Source organism: Achromobacter sp. 413638, assembly GCF_043119405.1.
Taxonomy (GTDB): Bacteria; Pseudomonadota; Gammaproteobacteria; order Burkholderiales; family Burkholderiaceae_B; genus Achromobacter.
This window is the reverse complement of sequence record NZ_JBICCO010000022.1, coordinates 44,027-61,478: the sequence shown is the minus strand read 5'-3', so window position 1 is coordinate 61,478 and position 17,452 is coordinate 44,027. Positions and strand designations below refer to the sequence as shown.

Here is a 17,452-nt window from a genome sequence, read left to right as displayed (position 1 = left end):
ACGGCCGGACAACACTCCGCAGCGTTCCCGGCCAACCGCGCTCAGCGCAGCGTCCACCAGGCCGGCAGCAGCGCGCGCACCTTGGCGCGGCGGTAGCGGTCGTCGATCAGGTGCACCGTGCCGCTGTCGTGCTCCGTGCGGATCACGCGGCCGGCCGCCTGCACCACCTTCTGCATGCCCGGGTACAGATAGGCGTAGTCGTAGCCGTGTTCCTGGCCATAACGCGCGTCCAGCAGGCGCCGCATGTTCTCGTTCACCGGATTGACCTGCGGCAGCCCCAGCGTGGCGATGAAGGCGCCGATCAGCCGCTTGCCGGGCAGGTCCACGCCCTCGGCGAAGGCGCCGCCCAGCACCGCGAAGCCCACGCCGCGCCCCTCTTCCGTGAAGCGCGCCAGGAAGGCCGCGCGGCTCGCCTCGTCCATGCCCGGCGTCTGCTGCCAGACCGGCACCTGCGGATGGCGCGCGCGCATCAGTTCGGCCACCCGCGCCAGATAGTCGAAGCTGCTCAGGAAACCCAGGTAGTTGCCCGGCCGGCTGGCGTACTGGCTGGCGATCAGGTCCGCGATGGGCTCGAGCGAACGCTCGCGGTCGCGGTAGCGCGTGGACACATGGCCGGCCACTCGCACGTCCAGCTGCTCGGCCCGGAACGGCGCGGCCACGTCGATCCAGTCGGTGGCGGCGGGCAGGCCCAGCGTGTCCTGGAAGAAGCGCGGCGGACTGAGCGTGCCCGAGAACAGCACCGTGGCATGCGCGGTCGCGAAGCGCCCGGCCAGGTGCGGCGCGGGAATCACATTGCGCACGCAGAGCGTGGACAGCGGCGTCTTGGCGCCGGCCGCGCCCGGCTGCGCCAGCGTGGCGTCGAACAGCGCGTGCGGGCCGAACAGCTCGGCCAGGCGCTGGAAGTGCAGCGCCTCGAAATGGAAGGCCAGCACCGGATCGTCCTGCGCCAGCGGCATCTCGGCCAGCGCCTCGGTGATCGCCGCCGTGGCCTTCTGCAGCGCGGCCAGCACGCCCGCCGGCGGCGCGTCATAGGCCTGGTACGGCTCGGCCTGCTTGCGGTTGAAGGCCTGCCAGGAGCGGTGCAACCCGTCCAGCGCCATCTTCAGCGGCTTGGGCGCGGCCTGGCGCGCGCCGGCCAGCGTGGCCTGCGACAGCTCGGCGGTGTACATGCGACGCGCGCGGTCGACCAGGTTATGCGCCTCGTCCGCCAGCACTGCGACCTTCCACTGACTGGCCTGCGTCAACGCGTGCAGCATGGCCGTGGCGTCGTAGTAATAGTTGTAGTCACCCACCACCACGTCGCTCCAGCGCGTCAATTCCTGCGCCAGGTAATAGGGGCAGACGTCGTGCGCCGCCGCGACCTGGCGCAGCGCGGCGGCGTCCATGCGGCCGTGCGCCAGCGCGCCGGCGCGGGCCCGCGGCAGGCGGTCGTAGAAGCCTCGCGCCAACGGGCAGGACTCGCCATGGCACGCCTTGTCCGGATGCTCGCAGAGCTTGTCGCGCGCCTGCAGCTCCAGCACCCGCAGGCCGAGCGCGGCCGGCTGCGCGTTCAGCGTGTCCAGCGCCTGCAGCGCCAGCGCGCGGCCCGGCCCCTTGGCGGCCAGGAAGAACAGCTTGTCCAGGCCGGCCTCGGGCGCGGCCTTGAGCAGCGGAAACAAGGTGCCCAGCGTTTTGCCGATGCCGGTCGGCGCCTGCGCCAGCAGGCAGCCGCCATCGCGCGCCTTGCGGTAGGCGGCCACCGCCAGCTCGCGCTGGCCGCTGCGGAATTCGTGCGGAAAGCGCAGTGCCTCCAGCGCCGCGTCGCGCGCGCCCCGGTGCGCCTGCTCCTGCCGCGCCCAGGCCAGGTAGCGCTCGCACTGCGCGTTGAAGAACGCCTCCAGCTCGGCCGCCGGATGCGTCTCGGCCAGCATGGTTTCCTCTTCGGTGGCGACGTTGAAATACACCAGCGCCACCGTCAGGCTGGGCAGGCCGCGCGCCTGGCACAGCAGATGGCCGTAGACCTTGGCCTGCGCCCAGTGCGCGGCGCGGTGGTTCTCGCGCACGCTGTCCAGGCGTCCACGATAGGTCTTGATCTCTTCCAGGCGCTTGGCGGCGGGGTCGTAGCCGTCGGCGCGGCCGCGTACCAGCAGTTCGCCGTATTCGCCGGACAGGGCAATCTCGGTTTCATAGCCGGGGCCGCGCCGGCCCGTCACCACGCCGTGCCCGGCCACGCCTTCCTGGCCGGTCGGCGCGGGCGTGAAGCGCAGGTCCAGGTCGCCGGCACGCGCGGTGAACTCGCACAGCGTGCGCACGGCGGCCACGCAGCTCATCGGCCTTCTCCCTGCGAGGCGGGCGCGACGTCCATGTCCTGCCAGCGCACATGGCAGACGCTGACGGGCATGCCGTGCGACAGGCAATAGTCCAGCCAGCGGATCTGGTTGTCCTGCAGCTTGTCGCCGGGACCCTTCACCTCGACCAACTCATAGCGCTTTTCATCCGGCCAGAAGCGGATCAGGTCAGGCAGGCCGGAACGGTTGGTCTTGACGTCGGACAGCAGGCGCTCGAACACGCGCTTCAGGTGAGCCGCCGGCACGCAATCCAGCGCCAGCGCCAGCAGCGGTTCGGACAGCGCGTCCCAGGATACGAAGGGAGACTGCAGGCCCTGCTTGTCGCGGTAGCGGCGCCCTATCTCGTCGCGATACTCCGGCGTGTCCAGCAGCGCGAGGCAGGCCTGGAACTGCGCGGCGCGGCGCGCCGGAAAATCGGGCGCGCCCAGGTCGGCGGGACCGCGCTGGAACGGATGGAAGAATGCGCCCGGCACCGGCGCGAACACCGCCGGCCAGCACAGCAGGCCGAACAGCGCGTTGAACAGCGTGTTCTCGACATAGTGCGCCGGCGCCTCGTCGCGGTGCCAGTGGTCGCGCACGGCCAGTTCCACCGGCAGGCCGTCCGCCGGCCGGGGCAGCACCAGGTCGTGACGCGGCGCGGCGCGCAACCCGGCGGCCGGCGGTCGGGGCTGGCCCAGCGCCCGCCGCAGACGCGGCAACATGCGCGCCACCCGCTGCGCTTCCTCTTCGCTTTCAGGCGCGGCCAGGGCCTGTTCCGCCAGCGCCAGCGCCTCGGGCAGCAATGCCATGCGTTCGTGCACGCGGATGCGGCGGTGGCGCGCGCCCGGATAGGCGCATTGCGCGTACACCCGTTCCGCCGCCGGCCAGTCGCCCGCCCGTTCGCAGGCCTGGCCGATGCGCAGCAGCACCTTGGCGCGGCGCTGCTCCAGCCAGCGATTGGCGCTGGCGCAGGCCTGGACCTGAGCCAACAAGGCGTCCAGCCGCGCGTCCGTCGCCGCCAGCGGCGTCTCGTCCAGCGCCGCGCGGCAGGCATGCAAAGCCAGGTAGCGGTCCACGTCGGCGCGCGACTGGAATGCGCGCGAGGCCGCGTCGAAAGGCACGCTCTCGTACTGGAACACGCCCAGGTCGGCCAGCACGAACTCCGACCAGTCCTGATGCAGGTTGCCGAAGAACATCAGCCGGAAGCGCTCGCAGACCTCGCCCGCCATCAGGCGCCAGACGGCTTCGCCGGCGTCCGGATGCCAGTCCCGATAGGGTTTCGCGTCGGGCTGCCGGGCGCGCAGCGCGTCCAGCAGCTCGGCCTTGCGCGCCGACGCGGGAAGATGGGGAAACAGCCGCAGCAATTCGGGCTTGGTATGCAGGCCGAACAGTTCATCCGGCGTCATGGCCGCGTCCCGGTCCAGCCAGCCCAGCGCCTCCAGCGGCGCGGCGGCCGTCTCGGCCGGGCCGATTTCCTCGTAGATCAGGCCGCTGGCGCGGAACCACGGCCCGCGCCGCAGCAGCAACCGCGCCAGCAGCGCCTGCGACGGCTGCGGCAAGGCCGCGTAGTCGGCGACGAAACGGCGCTGCGGCTCGTCCAGCACATCGTCATAGCGCTCGGCCACCCAGGCCAGCGCGCGCTGGAAGTTGTGCAGGTAGTAATAACGGTGCGGAGGAAACATCGGCCGGGCCGGCGGGCTGGGAGTGACGGGATGGCCGCGAGCGCGGCCCTGTCAGTTCCAGGCCCCGGCAAAATACTGGATGGATATCCACATATTACCTTGATTGCCGGCCGGGGCGCGATCGTCTCGCGGGCGGTGAAGTCGCCCGAAGACTGCTATTTCCTGGTGATCAGGCCGCTCATGTACTGATTCAGATCGCGGAAGTCCTGGACCGTCCAGGCGTGCGGCGCCAGCTTCACGCCATTCTCCCGCAGCGTCCTGGGTATCAGGTCGCCATTGGGCCGCAGGATGACCGAGGAAACGATGACGCCCGGATAGTCGGTCAGGCGTTTCCGGAACGCGGCCGTCGTCAGGTCGGGCGTCGGCGGATTGCTCTTGTTGGCCAATGGCCCTGTGCCCTTGGCATCCGCGCCGTGGCACATCGCGCATCGCGCCAGGAAGAGCTTTTTCCCATTGCCGGCATCCGCGAAGGACGGCGATGCCTGGACAAGCAGGGAAACGCCCAGCGCGGCGATACAGAGTGCTTTCATTATTTTGCTGCTCGGAGGGTGCGGATTTGATCCGCCCCCGGTGAATTGGGGCGGCAATCATAGCAGCCGCGCACCCGATCCGGCTCAGCCGTCCAAGGTGAATTGCGGCAGCGCGATATCGTCCGACACCCGCTCGAAGCAGACCCGCACGCGGCTGCCGATGCGCACCGCCTCCGGCGGGCTGTCGACGATGTTGGCCATCATGCGCACGCCCTCGTCCAGGTCGATCGCCGCGACCACGTAGGGCACCCGCTCGCCGAAGGCCGCGCCGGCGCCGCGCCGGTTGATGGTGTAGGTGTACACGGCGCCCTTGCCGCTGCATTCGATCCAGTCCAGGTCTGCCGACAGGCAGGCCGTGCAGAATTCGCGCGGGAAGAACTGGCGCGCCTTGCAATGGGCGCACTGCTGGATCACCAGGCGGCCCTCCCTGGCCGCGTCCCAATACGGCTGGGTGATGCGGGTGGGTTGCGGCAGCGGACGTTGCACGGTTTCCATGGTCAGGCTCCGAGAATCAGGGTGGTATTGCAGGAAAACACCAGGCCGGGCGCGTGCACCAGCGCCAGCTCGGCCTTGGGCAGTTGCCGCTCGCCGCATTCCTTGCGCAGCTGGTGCACCGCTTCGAGCAGCAGCAGCATGCCGAACTGCCCGGGATGGTTGTAGGACAGGCCGCCGCCCGAGGTGTTGATGGGAAAGTCCCCGCCCGGCGCCAGCCGGCCGCCGGCCACGAATGCGCCGCCCTCGCCGCGCTTGCAGAAGCCCAGTTCTTCCAGCGACTGAATCACGCCGATGGTGAAGTGGTCATAGATCTGCACCACGTCAATGTCCTGGCGCGTGACGCCGGCCATCGCCAGCGCCGCGTCCGCCGTCGCCGCCACGTTGGTGTCGAGCCAGTCGGAAGTATTGAACGGCGTGTAGTGATGCGAAAAGGACTCGGCGATGCCCAGCACATGCACCGGCGGACGGCGCAGTGAGCGGGCGCGCTCGGCCGTGGTCAGGATGAAGGCGCCGCCGGCATCGGTCACCAGGCAGCAGTCGCGCTGGCGCAGCGGGTCCGCGATCAGGCGCGAGGCCATCACCTCGTCGATCGACGTGTCCTCGCGCCGGTAGGCATGGGGATTGAGCTGCGCCCATCTGCGCGCCGCCACCGCCACTTCCGCCAGGTCGCGATGGGTGGTGCCGTAGCGCTGCATGTGCAGCTGCGCCACCATCGCGTAGTAGCCAATGGGACTGAGCTGGCCATAGGGGGTGATGAATTGCCCGCGCGGCATGCGCATGTCCTCGGGCGCGCCGCCGACCTTGCGCGAGCCGTCCGACAGCTGGGTGCTGCCGTAGGCCACCAACGCCACCTCGCACATGCCCGCCTGGATCGCCGCCATCGCGTGGCGCACGTGCATGACGTTGGACATGCCGCCGACGCTGGTCGAATCGACGTAGCGCGGACGGATGCCCAGGTATTCGGCCAGCTGCAGGCCGGCGAACTTGTCGTCGACATGGGCAAACACCCCGTCCACGTCCTTGAGCGCCAGGCCCGCGTCGCGCAGCGCGCGGGCCGCCGCCTGCGCCTGCAGGTCCAGCGACGTCATGCCGGGCACCTTGCCCAGGTCCGATTCGGCGGCGCCGACGATGGCGACCGGTTTGGAAGATTTCATGGATGGTCCTCAGCCTGTTGTGCTCAGAGCGTCCGGGCGATCAGCTCGCGCATGATCTCCGAGGCGCCCCCGTAGATGCGGTTCGGCCGGACGTCCGTGTACGCCCTGCCGATCGGGTATTCGCGCATGTAGCCGTAGCCGCCGTGGAACTGCAGCAGATCGTCGATGGCGCGGGTGGCCTCGGCCGCCCACAGCTTGGCCATGGCCGCGCCGGCCGCGTCCAGCTCGCCGTCCAGGTACTGGCGCACGCAGCCGTCGACGAATGCGCGGGTGGCGGCGGCCAGCGTCTTGATGTCGGCCAGCTTGAAGCGGATGTACTGGTTGTCGAGCAGCGCCTTGCCGAACGCCTGGCGCTGCCTGGCGTAGTCCACCGTCCATTGCAGCGCGCTTTCCAGCGCCATGGCGCAGCGCGCGGCGATCATCAGCCGTTCGCGCGCCAGCTCCTTCATCATGTAGCCAAAGCCCTGCCCCGGCTCGCCCAGCAGGTCCGCGTCGGGCACCAGCACGTCCTGGAAGAACAGCTCGGCGGTGTCCTGGGCGCGCTGGCCGACCTTGTCCAGCAGCCGGCCGCGCGTGAAGCCCGGCGTGGCCGCGTCCACCCAGAACAGGCTGATGCCGCGCGCGCCGGCCGCCGGATCGGTCTTGGCCGCCACCAGCACGCGGTCGGCGTGAAAGCCGTTGGTGATGAAGGTCTTCTGGCCGTTGAGCAGATAGCCGCCGTCGACGCGGGCCGCCGTGCTGCGGATGGCCTTGACGTCGCTGCCCGCGCCGGGCTCCGTGATCGCCAGCGAGGCCACCGTGTCGCCGCGCGCCATGGCCGGCAGATGCCGCAGCTTCTGGTCCTCGGTGCCGAAATTGAGCAGGTACGGCGCCACGATGTCGGAATGGGTGGTGAAGCCTGTCACGCCGGTGGCCAGCGCGCGGGCGATCTCCTCCACCACGGCCAGCGTGTGCAGGAAATCGCCCCCGCCGCCGCCATACGATTCCGGCGTGCTGGGCAGCAGCAGGCCGGCCTGGCCGGCCTGGCGCCACAGCTCGCGCGGCACCATGCCCTCATGCTCCCATTGCTCATGGTGCGGCGTGATCCGCTCGGCGATGAAACGGGCGACCATGTCGCGGTACAGCTCGTGCTCGGGCGCGAACAGCGTGCGTTTCGGATTCATGCGTGTTCCTTGCTTGTCATCGGGCGATGCCCTCCCCGGCCGGCCAATAGCGCTGCTTGACCAGCCGCTTGAGCAGCTTGCCGGTCTCGGTGCGCGGCATGTCCGCGGAGAAGTCCACGCTCTTGGGGCACTTGATGGGAGACAGGCGGGCGCGGCAATAATCGATCAGCGCCTGCGCCAGCGCCGGGCCCGCGTCCGACGGTTCGCGCAGTTGCACCACGGCCTTGACCGCCTCGCCGAACTCGGCGTCCGGCACGCCGATCACGGCCACGTCGGCCACGGCCGGATGCGTGCACAGCAGGTTCTCGGCTTCCTGCGGATAGATGTTCACGCCGCCCGACACGATCATGTTGGACAGCCGGTCCGTCAGGTACAGATAGCCGTCCGCGTCCAGGTAGCCGATGTCGCCATAGGTGGCCCAGCCGCGCGCGTTGTAGGCTTTGCGCGTCTTGGCCGGATCCTTGTGGTATTCGAAGGCGCCGCCGCCCGAGAAATAGATGACGCCCGGCTGCCCCGGCGGCAGTTCCCGCTCGCCGTCCTCGCTGACGATATGCACCCGGCCGAACTCGGGCCGGCCCACCGAGCCGGGATGCGCCAGCCATTCCTCGGAGCCCAGCGAGGTGCGCCCGACCAGCTCGGTGCCGCTGTAGTACTCGTACAGGATCGGCCCCCACCAGCGGATCATGGCCTGCTTGACCTCGGCCGGGCACGGCGCGGCCGCGTGCACCGCGTAGCGCAGCGAGGACAGGTCATGGCGCGCGCGTTCCTCGTCCGGCAGGCGCAGCAGCCGGATGAACATGGTCGGCACCCATTGCGAATGCGTGACCCGGTGCACGGCGATCGCCGCCAGCGCGGCGGCGGCGTCGAACTTCTCCAGCATCACGCAGCTGCCGCCGGCGCGCAGCACGGCCATGTTCCAGCGCACCGGCGCGGCATGGTAGAACGGCGCGGTGGACAGGTAGACCGTGTCCGGGCCGAAGGCCTTCCAGGCGCTGCTGGGCGCCTCGCCGACGCGGAAATAGCGGTTGGCCTGCGCCAATGGGCGCTTGATGCCCTTGGGCAGGCCGGTGGTGCCGGAGGAATACAGGAAATCCGTGCCCTCGGGCGTGTCCGGCAGCGACACGTCCTCGGGCTGACGCGCCAGCCAGTCTTCGTAGTCCGCCGCGCCCGCCGCCGCGCCGTCCATCGAGATCCGGATCACGCCCGCCGCGTCCAGCCGGGCCGGATCGAGTTCGGCCTGGGTATGGCTGGAATGGAACAGCACGCGCGCATCGCAGTCCGCGATGATGTACTGCGCCTCTTCGCGCTTGAGGTGGCGGCTGATGGTCGTGTAGTACAGACCGATGCGATGCGCCGCCCACAGCAGCTCAAAGTAGCGCGGATGGTTTTCCAGGAAGACCGCGACCACGTCGCCCGTGCGCAGGCCCGCCGCCAGCAGCGCGGCCGCGCAGCGCCGGCTGCGCTGCTCCAGCTCGCGCCAGGTCACGGTCGCGCCCGAGGGCAGCATGCGGTAGGCGACGCGGTCCGGCATCTGGCGGGCGTAGGCCACGATCGGCGGGATGTTGCGGGTTTCCTCGTTCATGCCGCCAGCTCCGCCACGCCGTTGTTCAGCACCGCCACGCCACGCTCCTGCGCCCAGGCGCGGAACTGCAGCCGCCCGCCATCGCGCCAAATGTCCACGCGCAGCGTTTCGCCGGGAAAGAACGGCGCGGAAAAGCGCGTGGCGATGCTAGCCAGGCGCTTGCCGCCCTGGCCGCAGGCCCGCGCCAGCGCGCGGCCGGCCATGCCATAGGTGCACAGCCCATGCAGGATGGGCCGGTCGAAGCCCGCCTCGCGCGCCATGCGCGGCACGGCGTGCACCGGGTTGAGGTCGCCATTCAGCCGGTACAGCAGCGCCTGCTGCGGCAGCGTGGGCAGCAGCACGGACTCGTCGGGCGCGCGCTCCGGCGGCGCCGGCAGCGCCGGCGGCGGTTCGTCGCCCGCGCCGAAGCCGCCATCGGCGCGGCAGAACGACACGTGCTCGACGGTGGCCAGCGGCTGGCCGCTGCCGGCGTCGGAAATCTCGCGCGCCGTGACCACCAGCGCGCCCTTGCCGGCGCCCTTGTCGACCACGCGCGTGACGCGGGTCCGGCTGCGCACCTCGGCCTGCGCGGGCAAGGGGGCATGGAACGCCATGCGGTGCTCGCCGTGCAGGATGCGCAGCCAGTCGATGCCGGTGGCCGGATCGGCCGCCCAGCCGTTGGGCGCGCCCACCGTGGCCAGGAAGGTGGGCGCCACCGCCGTGTCCTGTTCATGCACGTAGCGCAGCTCGGCTTCGTCCAGCGGATCGCCGCCATAACCCAGTCCCAGCGCATAGATCATGCAGTCGCGCGCGGTGTAGCGGTCGACGCGGTCGTCGAACGTCCATGCCCGCAGGCGTTGATAGTCGATAGCCATTGCCTCTCCTTGTGCGTCGCGGGCCGGCGCCGGAACGCCGCCCGCCCCGCCGTCACTCCGCCTTGATGCCGGCGGCCTTGATGATCTTTTCCCAGCGGACCTTTTCCGAGCGGATGAAGCCGTCGAACTCGGCCGGCGTGCCGCCCTGGACAATGCCGCCCTGCTGCGCCAGCTGCTGCTTCACGTCCGGGTCGGCCAGCGCGGCGTTCAGCGCTTCGTTCAGGCGGGCGACCACGGCCGGCGGCGTCTTGGCCGAGACCAGCACGCCCAGCCAGGCGCCGACGTCGATGTCCGGGTAGCCCTGCTCGGCCAGTGTCGGCACGTCGGGCAGGATCTGGCTGCGCTCGCGCGTGGTCACGGCCAGCGCGCGCAGCCGGCCCGCCTTGACCAGCGGCGCCACGGTGATGACGTTCTCCACCGTGAAATCGACTTGTCCGGCAAGCAGGTCGTTGGTGGCGGGCGCCGCGCCCTTGTACGGCACGGTGACGGCGGCGATGCCGAGGCGGTTCTTCAGCAGTTCGCCGCCCAGGTGGCCCGAGGTGCCGATCATGGACACCGCCATCGACAGGCCGCCGGGCTTGTCCTTGGCATGGGCGCGGAAGTCCGCCAGCGTCTTGACCGGCGAGCTGGCGTTGACCACCAGCGCGTTCGGCATGGTGATGACGCGCGCCACCGGCGCGAAATCCTCCATGCGGTAAGGCAGCTTGTCGTAGAGCGTGTAATTGACCGCGTTCGGTCCGCTGCTGCCCATGATGAGCGTGTAGCCGTCCGGCTCGGCCCGCAACATGCTCTGCATGCCCAGGATGCCGGCGGCGCCGGCCACGTTCTCGACCACGACCGGTTGCTTGAGCAGCTCGGACAGCTTCTTGCCGACCACGCGGCTGGTGATGTCGAGGATGCCGCCCGGCGAGCTGGGCGCGATCAGCCGCAGCGGCTTGTTGGGGTAGTCGCCGGCCGCCCGGGCGGATGGCGGCAGGGCAAGGCCGGCCGTCAGGCCGGCCAGCAGCGCCAGCGCGGCGCGTCTGGATACGTTCATGGTGGAGTCTCCTGTGTTTTTTTCTTGTGGTCCGGCCGCGCTCAGTTCACGGTCAGTCCGGTGGCCTGCACCACGTCCCGCCACTTGCGCTCTTCCGCCGCCAGGAAGGCCCTGGCCTCGTCCGGGCCGCCCGTCAGCGGACGCGCATAAATGCGGTCCATGAATTCGCGCACATCGGGTTCGCGGTTGATCTGCGCGACCGCCTCGGTCAGCGTCTTCAGGACCGGTTGCGGGATGCGCGCCGGCGCCGCCAGGAAATAGACGGCTTCCACGTCATAGCCTTTCAGCCCGCCCTCCTCGATGGTGGGCAGGTCCGGCATGGCCTTCATCCGTTCGCGCCCGGTCACGGCCAGCGCCTTGAGCTTGCCCGACTGCACCAGCGGAATGGCCGTGGAAACGCTGCCGAACATCATGTCGACGGTGCCCGAGACCAGATCCACCTCGGCCGGCGACACGCCCTTGTAGGGCACGTGGGTCATGTCCACGCCAGCCATCACCTTGAACAGCTCGCCCGCCAGATGGATGGAAGACCCCATGCCGGCCGAGCCGAAGGTCAGCTTGCCGGGCGACTTGCGGGCCTCGCGGACCAGATCGGCCACGCCGTTCAGCCGCGAGGCCGCCGGCACCACCAGGATGTTCGGGGTCGACGCCACCATGCCGATCGGCATCAGGTCGCGCTCCCAGTCATAGGGGTTGCGCTGCATCGCCGCGTTGGCGGCCACGTAGTTCGCCGCCATCGCGATCGTGTAGCCGTCGGCCGGCGCCTGCGCCAGGGCCTGGATGGCGATATTGCCGCCGGCGCCGGGCCGGTTCTCCACGATGAACGTCTGGTTGAACTTCTCGCCGAGCTTCTTGGCGTACAGCCGGGCCAGCAGGTCGGTGGCGCCGCCCGGCGCGAAGCCGACGTACAGGCGCACCGGCTTGTCCGGATAGGCGCCGGCGCCGCTGGCCGCGCCCGTCGCGGCCAGGCTCAGCACGGCGGCCAACAGTCCCTTCAACATTGCCATGGGTGGATCTCCTGAGAGGATGGAAGGCATGCCGGGCGCTGCTTATTTATCCGACATGCCAAACACTATACCCGCACATCGGATTTAATTGTCAACTTTTACGGCTGTGTGTATATTGATTCGGCATCTCGTATGATTAACACAGCGGACGCCGAGGCGGCCAGCCCGCCGCGCGGCCAGGAAAAGGGAACCGAAACATGGATTTGCAGCTCACCGGCAAAGTCGCCGTCATCACCGGATCCGGCCGCGGCATCGGCTACGCCTCGGCCCTGGCGCTGGCGCGCGAAGGCGCGCGCATCGTGATCACCGACATCGACCCCGACTCCGTGCGCCAGGCTGTCGCCGGCTTGAAGGAAGCCGGCTTCGAGGCCATCGGCGCCGTGCTGGACGTCTGCGACGACGGCCAGGTGCGGGCCATGGCCGACGAGGCAGCGCGCGCCTACGGCGGCATCGACATCCTGGTCAACAACGCCGGCTTCACCCGCGACAAGTATCTGCTCAAGATGCCGGAAGCGGACTGGGACGCCGTGGTCGACACCATCCTGAAAGGCGCCTACCACTGCACCCGGGCGGCCCTGCCCTCCATGATGGAAAGAAAGTGGGGCCGCGTGATCAACATCGCCTCGCGCGCGCACTGGGGCAACCCCGGCCAGACCAACTACTCCGCCGCCAAGGCCGGCCTGATCGGCTTCACCCGCGCGCTGGCGCTGGAGCAGGGCAAGTTCAACATCACCGCCAACGCCATCGCCCCGGGCCTGATCGAAACTCCGCTGGTGCGCGGCCTGTCCACCTACGACATGCTGCGCGCCAACGCGCTGGCGCGCCAGCCGGTCCAGCGCCTGGGCGTGGTCGAGGACATCGCCGACGCGGTCGCCTTCCTGGCCTCGGAGCGCGCCTCGTTCATCACCGGCGAACTGCTGCACGTGACCGGCGGCCGCTATGCCTCGTGACGCCCTCGTTCCCGCCATCGCCCCCGGAGCCGCCCATGCCTGAAGCCCCTGCCTGCGGCCCGCTGGACGTCGGCCATGTGTTCGAGTCCGCCGGCCGCACCATCACCGAGAGCGACATCGTCGGCTTCGCCTGCCTGTCGGGCGATTTCAACCGGCTGCACGTCGACCACGAATACGCCAAGGGCACGCCCTTCGGGCAGCGCATCGCCCACGGTCTGCTGGTGCTGTCGGTGCTGTCCGGCCTGACTACCCAGTCCAGCGGCTACCGCCGCCTGGAGCCCCATGTGCTGGCGCTGATCGATCTGCATTGCCGCTTTCCGAAGCCGACCTTCATCGGCGATACGATCTTCGTGCGGGTGACGGTGGCCGAAAGGACCGCCAACCACCGCCCCGGCAAGGACAAGGTGGTATTCCGGCGGGAAGCCATCAACCAACGCGGCGAAGTCGTGGCGCAAGCCGATTTCGCCATGCTGATGCGGCCCATGGAGAGCCAGGCATGAAACCCTTCGCGGACCTGACCCGCTTCATCAACCCGCGCGGCATCGCCGTGGTCGGCGCGTCGCCGCGCGAATCCAGCCAGGGACGCCGGCTGTACGAGAACCTGGCGCTGCATTCCACGGCGCCGGGCGAGGTCTATCCGGTCAACCCGGCCTACGAGGAAATCGGCGGACGCCGCTGCTGGCCCTCGATCAGCGACCTGCCGGCAGGCGACATCGACGTCGCGCTGGTGATGGTCAACGCCGCGCGCGTGCTGGACACGCTCAAGCAGTGCGTGCGGCGCGGCATTCCCTATGCCGTCGTCATGACCTCCGGCTTCTCCGAGGCCGGCGAAGAAGGCCGGCGCCTGGAACGCGAGATCGCAGAGCTGTGCCGCGACACCGGCCTGCACGTCTACGGACCGAACTGCCCCGGCTTCGTGAACGTGCGCGACCGCATCGGCATGACCTTCTCGCCCGCCTTCAAGGACGACCTGAACAGCGGCGGCATCGGCCTGGCCACGCAGGGCGGAGGGCTGGGCCGCAACCTGCTGCAAGGCCTGTCCCATGGCGAAGGCGTGGGGCTGTGGTTCTCCGCCGGCAACGAGGTCGACCTGGAGATTCCCGATTTCGTCGCCCACATGGCGGCCGATCCCCGGATCCGCGTGATCGCGCTGCTGATGGAAGGCGTGAAGGACGGCCGCCGCCTGACCGCCGCCTTGCAGCTGGCGCGCGAGCGCGGCAAGCCCGTGGTGGTGCTGAAGGTCGGCCGCTCCGAGGCCGGCGTGCGCGCGGCCCAGTCGCATACCGCCTCGGTGGCGGGCACGGCCGCCGTCAATAGCGCGGTGTTCCGGCAGTTCGGCGCCATCGAGGTCGACGACCTGGACCAGCTCCTGGCCGTATCGCAACTGCTGACGCGCGCCTCGGCCAAGAGCGGCAACGGGCTGTGCATCTACACGTTTTCAGGCGGCACCGCCGCGCTGGCCGCCGACCTGGCCGGCGCGGCGCGCCTGCCGATGGCCGGACTGGCGCCCGCCACGCAAGCCGCCCTGGCCGCGCTGCTGCCGGATTTCGCCAGCATCGGCAATCCGGTGGACACCACCGCCGACATCCTGCGCAATCCGGAAGTCTCGGCCGAATGCCTGCGCATCCTGTGCGCCGATCCCTCGGTCGGCACGGTGCTGTATCCGATTCCGATGGACTATGGCGCCATCACGGACGCGATGGCCGCATCCATCGTCTCGGTGGCCTCGCGGACGGACACCCTGATCGTGCCGGTCTGGATGAGCCGCCGGCTGAGCGACGGCTACTCCGTGATGGAACGGGCGGGCCTGCTGCCCTTCCTGTCGCTGTCGGACGCCATCGCCGCCCTGTCCCGCGCCATCGCCTGGAAAGCCGAGCCGGCGCCCCCCGCCGCCCTGCCCCCGGCGGCCAGCGACGCGCGCGCGCTCAGCGAAGCCGACGCCAAGGCGATGCTGCGCGACGCCGGCCTGCCCATGCCCGCCGGACGGATCGCGCGCAGCGCCGACGAGGCCGCCGCCCATGCCGCCGCGCTGGGCTTTCCCGTGGTCATGAAAGTGGTCAGCGCGCAGATCCTGCACAAGACCGAGGCCGGCGGCGTCAGGCTGGGCATCGCCTCGGAAGACGCGGCGCGCCAGGCCCATGCCGCCATCCACGAGGCCGTGGCGCGCCACCGTCCCGACGCCCGCATCGACGGCGTGCTGGTCGAGCGCATGCTGCCGCCGGGCGGGCGCGAGGTGCTGATCGGCGTGCACCGCGACGCGGCCTTCGGCCTGGTGATGACTTTCGGCCTGGGCGGCATCTACGTCGAGACCCTGCGCGACGTGGCGCACCGCATGATCCCGCTCTCGCCCGAGGATGCGCGCGCGCTGACGCGCGAGATCCGCCATGTCGAGATCCTGGACGGCGTGCGCGGCCAGGCGCCCGCCGATTTCGCCGCGCTGGAGGCGCTGATCCTGCGGGTGTCCGACTTCGCCTGGCAACATCGCGACACGCTGCACGAACTGGAACTCAACCCCGTCTGGGTCGGCGCCGCCGGACAGGGCGCGGTGCCGCTGGACGCGCTGCTCGCCTTCCAGGGCGAGGCGCGGGCCGACTGACCACTACCGGGAACATCATGGACTTCTCGCTGGATTCCACCCAGACCGAATTGCTGGATTCGCTGCGCCGCTACCTGAACGCGGAAGTCGCGCCCATCGTCGACCGCTACGAGGCCGAGGGCCGCATGGTGCCGCAGGAAATGCTGCGCGCCATGCGCGACTTCGGCCTGCTGGGCGGCATGCTGCCGGAACGGGACGGCGGCTACGGCCTGCCGGCCACGACCTACGGCATGCTGATCGCCGAGGTGGCGCGCGTCTGGCCCGCCCTGCGCAGCATTGTCAGCACCAGCAACCTGGCCGCTTCGGTGCTGACCGATGGCGGCTCGCCCGAACTCAAGGAAAAGTACCTGCCGCGCATCCTGTCCGGCGAAGCCATCGCCAGCTTCGCGCTGAGCGAGCCCAACATCGGCTCGGACGCGGCCAATATCGAAACCCGCGCCGACGAGACCGCCACCGGCTGGCGCGTCAACGGCCGCAAGCTCTATATCAGCCTGGGGCCGGTCTGCGAGCTGGGCGTGGTGTTCGTACGGACGCGGCGCCGTGACGGCGCGCAAGGCGTGTCCTGCCTGCTGTTCGAGCGCGGCATGGCCGGCTTTTCGTCCAGCCCGATCCCCAAGATGGGCATGCTGAGCTGTCCATTGGGCGAACTGCTGTTCGAGGACGTGGACATCCCCGCCTCGCACCTGGTCGGCACCGAAGGCAAGGGCTTCGCCCTGGCCAAGAAATACCTCAATATCGGCCGCTGCGTGGTGGCCTTCTCTGCCCTGGGCATCGCCCAGGCCGCCTATGACGCGGCGGTAAAATACGCCGGCGAACGGGTCCAGTTCGGACGGCCCATCGGCGGCTTCCAGCTGGTGCAGCAGATGATCGCCGACATGATGACGCTGGTCGAGACCTCGCGCCTGCTGTGCTATCGCGCCGCCGACGCGCTGGACCGCGACGCGGCGGACAGCCAGCTGCTGTGCTCCATGGCCAAGCGCCACGCCACCGACGCCGTGCTGCGCGTGGCCGAGACCGCCATGCAGGTGCATGGCGGCGCCGGCTACACCACGCTGTTCCCGGTCGAGCGCCATTACCGCGACGCCCGCCACCTGAGCATCGCCGAAGGCACCAACCAGATCCAGTCCCTGCTGATGGCGCAAGGCGTCCTGGGCCTGTCCGCGCTGAAATGATCGCTAGCGCCGGCCTCCCGGCCGGTTCCAACACCCACCGTCCCGCCCCATGCCTCAAATCATTCCGACCGCCCAACGCGTCCTGCAAGTCTTCGAAGTCTATGCCCGCGAACGCCGCCCGCTGACGAATTCCGAAATGGCCCGCATGCTGGACCTGGCCGACAGCAGTTGCTCCGACCTACTGTACACGCTGCGCCAGGCCGGCTATCTGCTGCGCACGCCCAAGTCGCGCTATTTCCATCCCACCGGACGGCTGCTCGACGTGGCCCAGGGCATCGCGGCGGCCGATCCGCTGCAGGCCTTCGCCGGCGAGGCGCTGGAGATCCTGACGCGCCAGTCGGGAGAATCATCGATGTGCGGCCTGCTCGACGGCAACAAGGTGAAGATCTACGCCAGCCAGGAAAGCCCGCGCGCGCTGCGCTACGTGGTGCAGCCCGGCACCACGTTCGCGCTGCACGTGGCCGCGCTGGGCAAGGCGCTGCTGGGCGAGATGGGCGAGGCCGAACGCAACGCCCTCATCGACACCATGCAGTTCGAGCACGTGACCGCCAGCAGCATCGCCGACGCCGCCACGCTGCGCGCGCAGATCGAGGCGCAGCGCGAGAAGCAGTACTTCACCAGCCGCGACGAGGGCAACGAGGGCGTCTCGGCCATCGGCATCGCCGGCCGCGTGGGCGGCCAGCTGACGGCCCTGTCCATCGTCGGCCCGACGCATCGGATGGACGCCAATATGGAGCAGTACGTCAAGGTCGCGCTGGAGGCTCGGGCGGAATTCTTCGAAAGGTAGGGGGCCCCCCCGAGGCGCTGCGCGCCTTCCCCCAGGGGCATGCCTGCGGACCGGCTGAGCCGGATCCGCGGCATCCCGATTGGGGGGCGGCGGCTTGGTGAGTGGCTGTGGTGCTGTGGCGCTTTGGTTTGGCGCTGT

The 17,452-nt window shown here is 69.8% G+C and carries 15 protein-coding genes; 5 read left to right on the top strand and 10 right to left on the bottom strand.

The window, feature by feature from the left end:
* Positions 1-41: 41 nt before the first annotated feature.
* The 10 genes from ACEU5R_RS11560 to ACEU5R_RS11515 all read right to left on the bottom strand — a co-directional run bounded on the left by ACEU5R_RS11560 (position 42) and on the right by ACEU5R_RS11515 (position 11,809).
* Complete coding sequence (locus ACEU5R_RS11560; RefSeq protein ID WP_392410240.1) at positions 42-2,309, bottom strand: ATP-dependent DNA helicase; 2,268 nt, start codon at positions 2,307-2,309, stop codon at positions 42-44.
* Positions 2,306-3,988 carry a VRR-NUC domain-containing protein gene (locus ACEU5R_RS11555; protein ID WP_392410239.1) on the bottom strand — a complete coding sequence of 561 codons (1,683 nt, stop codon included), beginning with the start codon at positions 3,986-3,988 and terminating at the stop codon, positions 2,306-2,308. The genes ACEU5R_RS11560 and ACEU5R_RS11555 overlap by 4 nt, the downstream gene beginning before the upstream one ends.
* A gap of 155 nt (positions 3,989-4,143) precedes the next feature.
* Positions 4,144-4,518 (bottom strand): cytochrome c, encoded by a 375-nt coding sequence (locus tag ACEU5R_RS11550; RefSeq protein ID WP_392410237.1) that lies wholly within the window; start codon positions 4,516-4,518, stop codon positions 4,144-4,146.
* A gap of 84 nt (positions 4,519-4,602) precedes the next feature.
* Entirely contained in the window at positions 4,603-5,013 is a 411-nt protein-coding gene (locus ACEU5R_RS11545) for a Zn-ribbon domain-containing OB-fold protein (protein ID WP_103274784.1), read from the bottom strand.
* Between the two features lie 2 nt (positions 5,014-5,015).
* Entirely contained in the window at positions 5,016-6,167 is a 1,152-nt protein-coding gene (locus tag ACEU5R_RS11540) for an acetyl-CoA acetyltransferase (protein WP_103274785.1), read from the bottom strand.
* A gap of 23 nt (positions 6,168-6,190) precedes the next feature.
* Positions 6,191-7,330 (bottom strand): acyl-CoA dehydrogenase family protein, encoded by a 1,140-nt coding sequence (locus ACEU5R_RS11535; RefSeq protein ID WP_392410235.1) that lies wholly within the window; start codon positions 7,328-7,330, stop codon positions 6,191-6,193.
* 16 nt (positions 7,331-7,346) lie between these two features.
* Entirely contained in the window at positions 7,347-8,912 is a 1,566-nt protein-coding gene (locus ACEU5R_RS11530; RefSeq protein WP_233772465.1) for an AMP-binding protein, read from the bottom strand.
* A complete protein-coding gene (locus ACEU5R_RS11525; RefSeq protein WP_392410234.1) occupies positions 8,909-9,766 on the bottom strand; it encodes a MaoC/PaaZ C-terminal domain-containing protein in 858 nt (285 codons plus the stop codon). Before ACEU5R_RS11525 ends, ACEU5R_RS11530 begins: the two co-directional genes overlap by 4 nt.
* 52 nt (positions 9,767-9,818) lie before the next feature.
* The gene (locus tag ACEU5R_RS11520) at positions 9,819-10,802 is read right to left on the bottom strand and encodes a Bug family tripartite tricarboxylate transporter substrate binding protein (protein ID WP_392410233.1); all 984 of its coding nucleotides are present in this window, start codon (positions 10,800-10,802) and stop codon (positions 9,819-9,821) included.
* A 41-nt stretch (positions 10,803-10,843) separates the two neighbouring features.
* On the bottom strand, positions 10,844-11,809 hold the full coding sequence (locus ACEU5R_RS11515; RefSeq protein WP_392410232.1) for a tripartite tricarboxylate transporter substrate binding protein: 966 nt from the start codon (positions 11,807-11,809) through the stop codon (positions 10,844-10,846).
* 197 nt (positions 11,810-12,006) lie between these two features.
* Here ACEU5R_RS11515 and fabG point away from each other — a divergent pair, with 197 nt between their 5' ends.
* From fabG to ACEU5R_RS11490, 5 genes are read left to right on the top strand one after another with little or no spacing between them, the layout of a single operon-like run.
* Entirely contained in the window at positions 12,007-12,759 is a 753-nt protein-coding gene (fabG, locus tag ACEU5R_RS11510) for a 3-oxoacyl-ACP reductase FabG (protein ID WP_392410230.1), read from the top strand.
* Positions 12,760-12,794: 35 nt separating this feature from the next.
* Positions 12,795-13,259: a MaoC/PaaZ C-terminal domain-containing protein gene (locus tag ACEU5R_RS11505; protein WP_103274791.1), complete on the top strand. Its 465-nt coding sequence runs from the start codon at positions 12,795-12,797 to the stop codon at positions 13,257-13,259.
* On the top strand, positions 13,256-15,355 hold the full coding sequence (locus tag ACEU5R_RS11500; protein WP_392410229.1) for an acetate--CoA ligase family protein: 2,100 nt from the start codon (positions 13,256-13,258) through the stop codon (positions 15,353-15,355). The genes ACEU5R_RS11505 and ACEU5R_RS11500 overlap by 4 nt, the downstream gene beginning before the upstream one ends.
* A 17-nt stretch (positions 15,356-15,372) precedes the next feature.
* Positions 15,373-16,527, top strand: coding sequence for an acyl-CoA dehydrogenase family protein (locus ACEU5R_RS11495; RefSeq protein WP_103274793.1), 1,155 nt, complete (start codon positions 15,373-15,375; stop codon positions 16,525-16,527).
* A gap of 49 nt (positions 16,528-16,576) precedes the next feature.
* The gene (locus ACEU5R_RS11490; RefSeq protein ID WP_103274794.1) at positions 16,577-17,314 is read left to right on the top strand and encodes an IclR family transcriptional regulator; all 738 of its coding nucleotides are present in this window, start codon (positions 16,577-16,579) and stop codon (positions 17,312-17,314) included.
* The last annotated feature ends 138 nt before the right edge of the window (positions 17,315-17,452 follow it).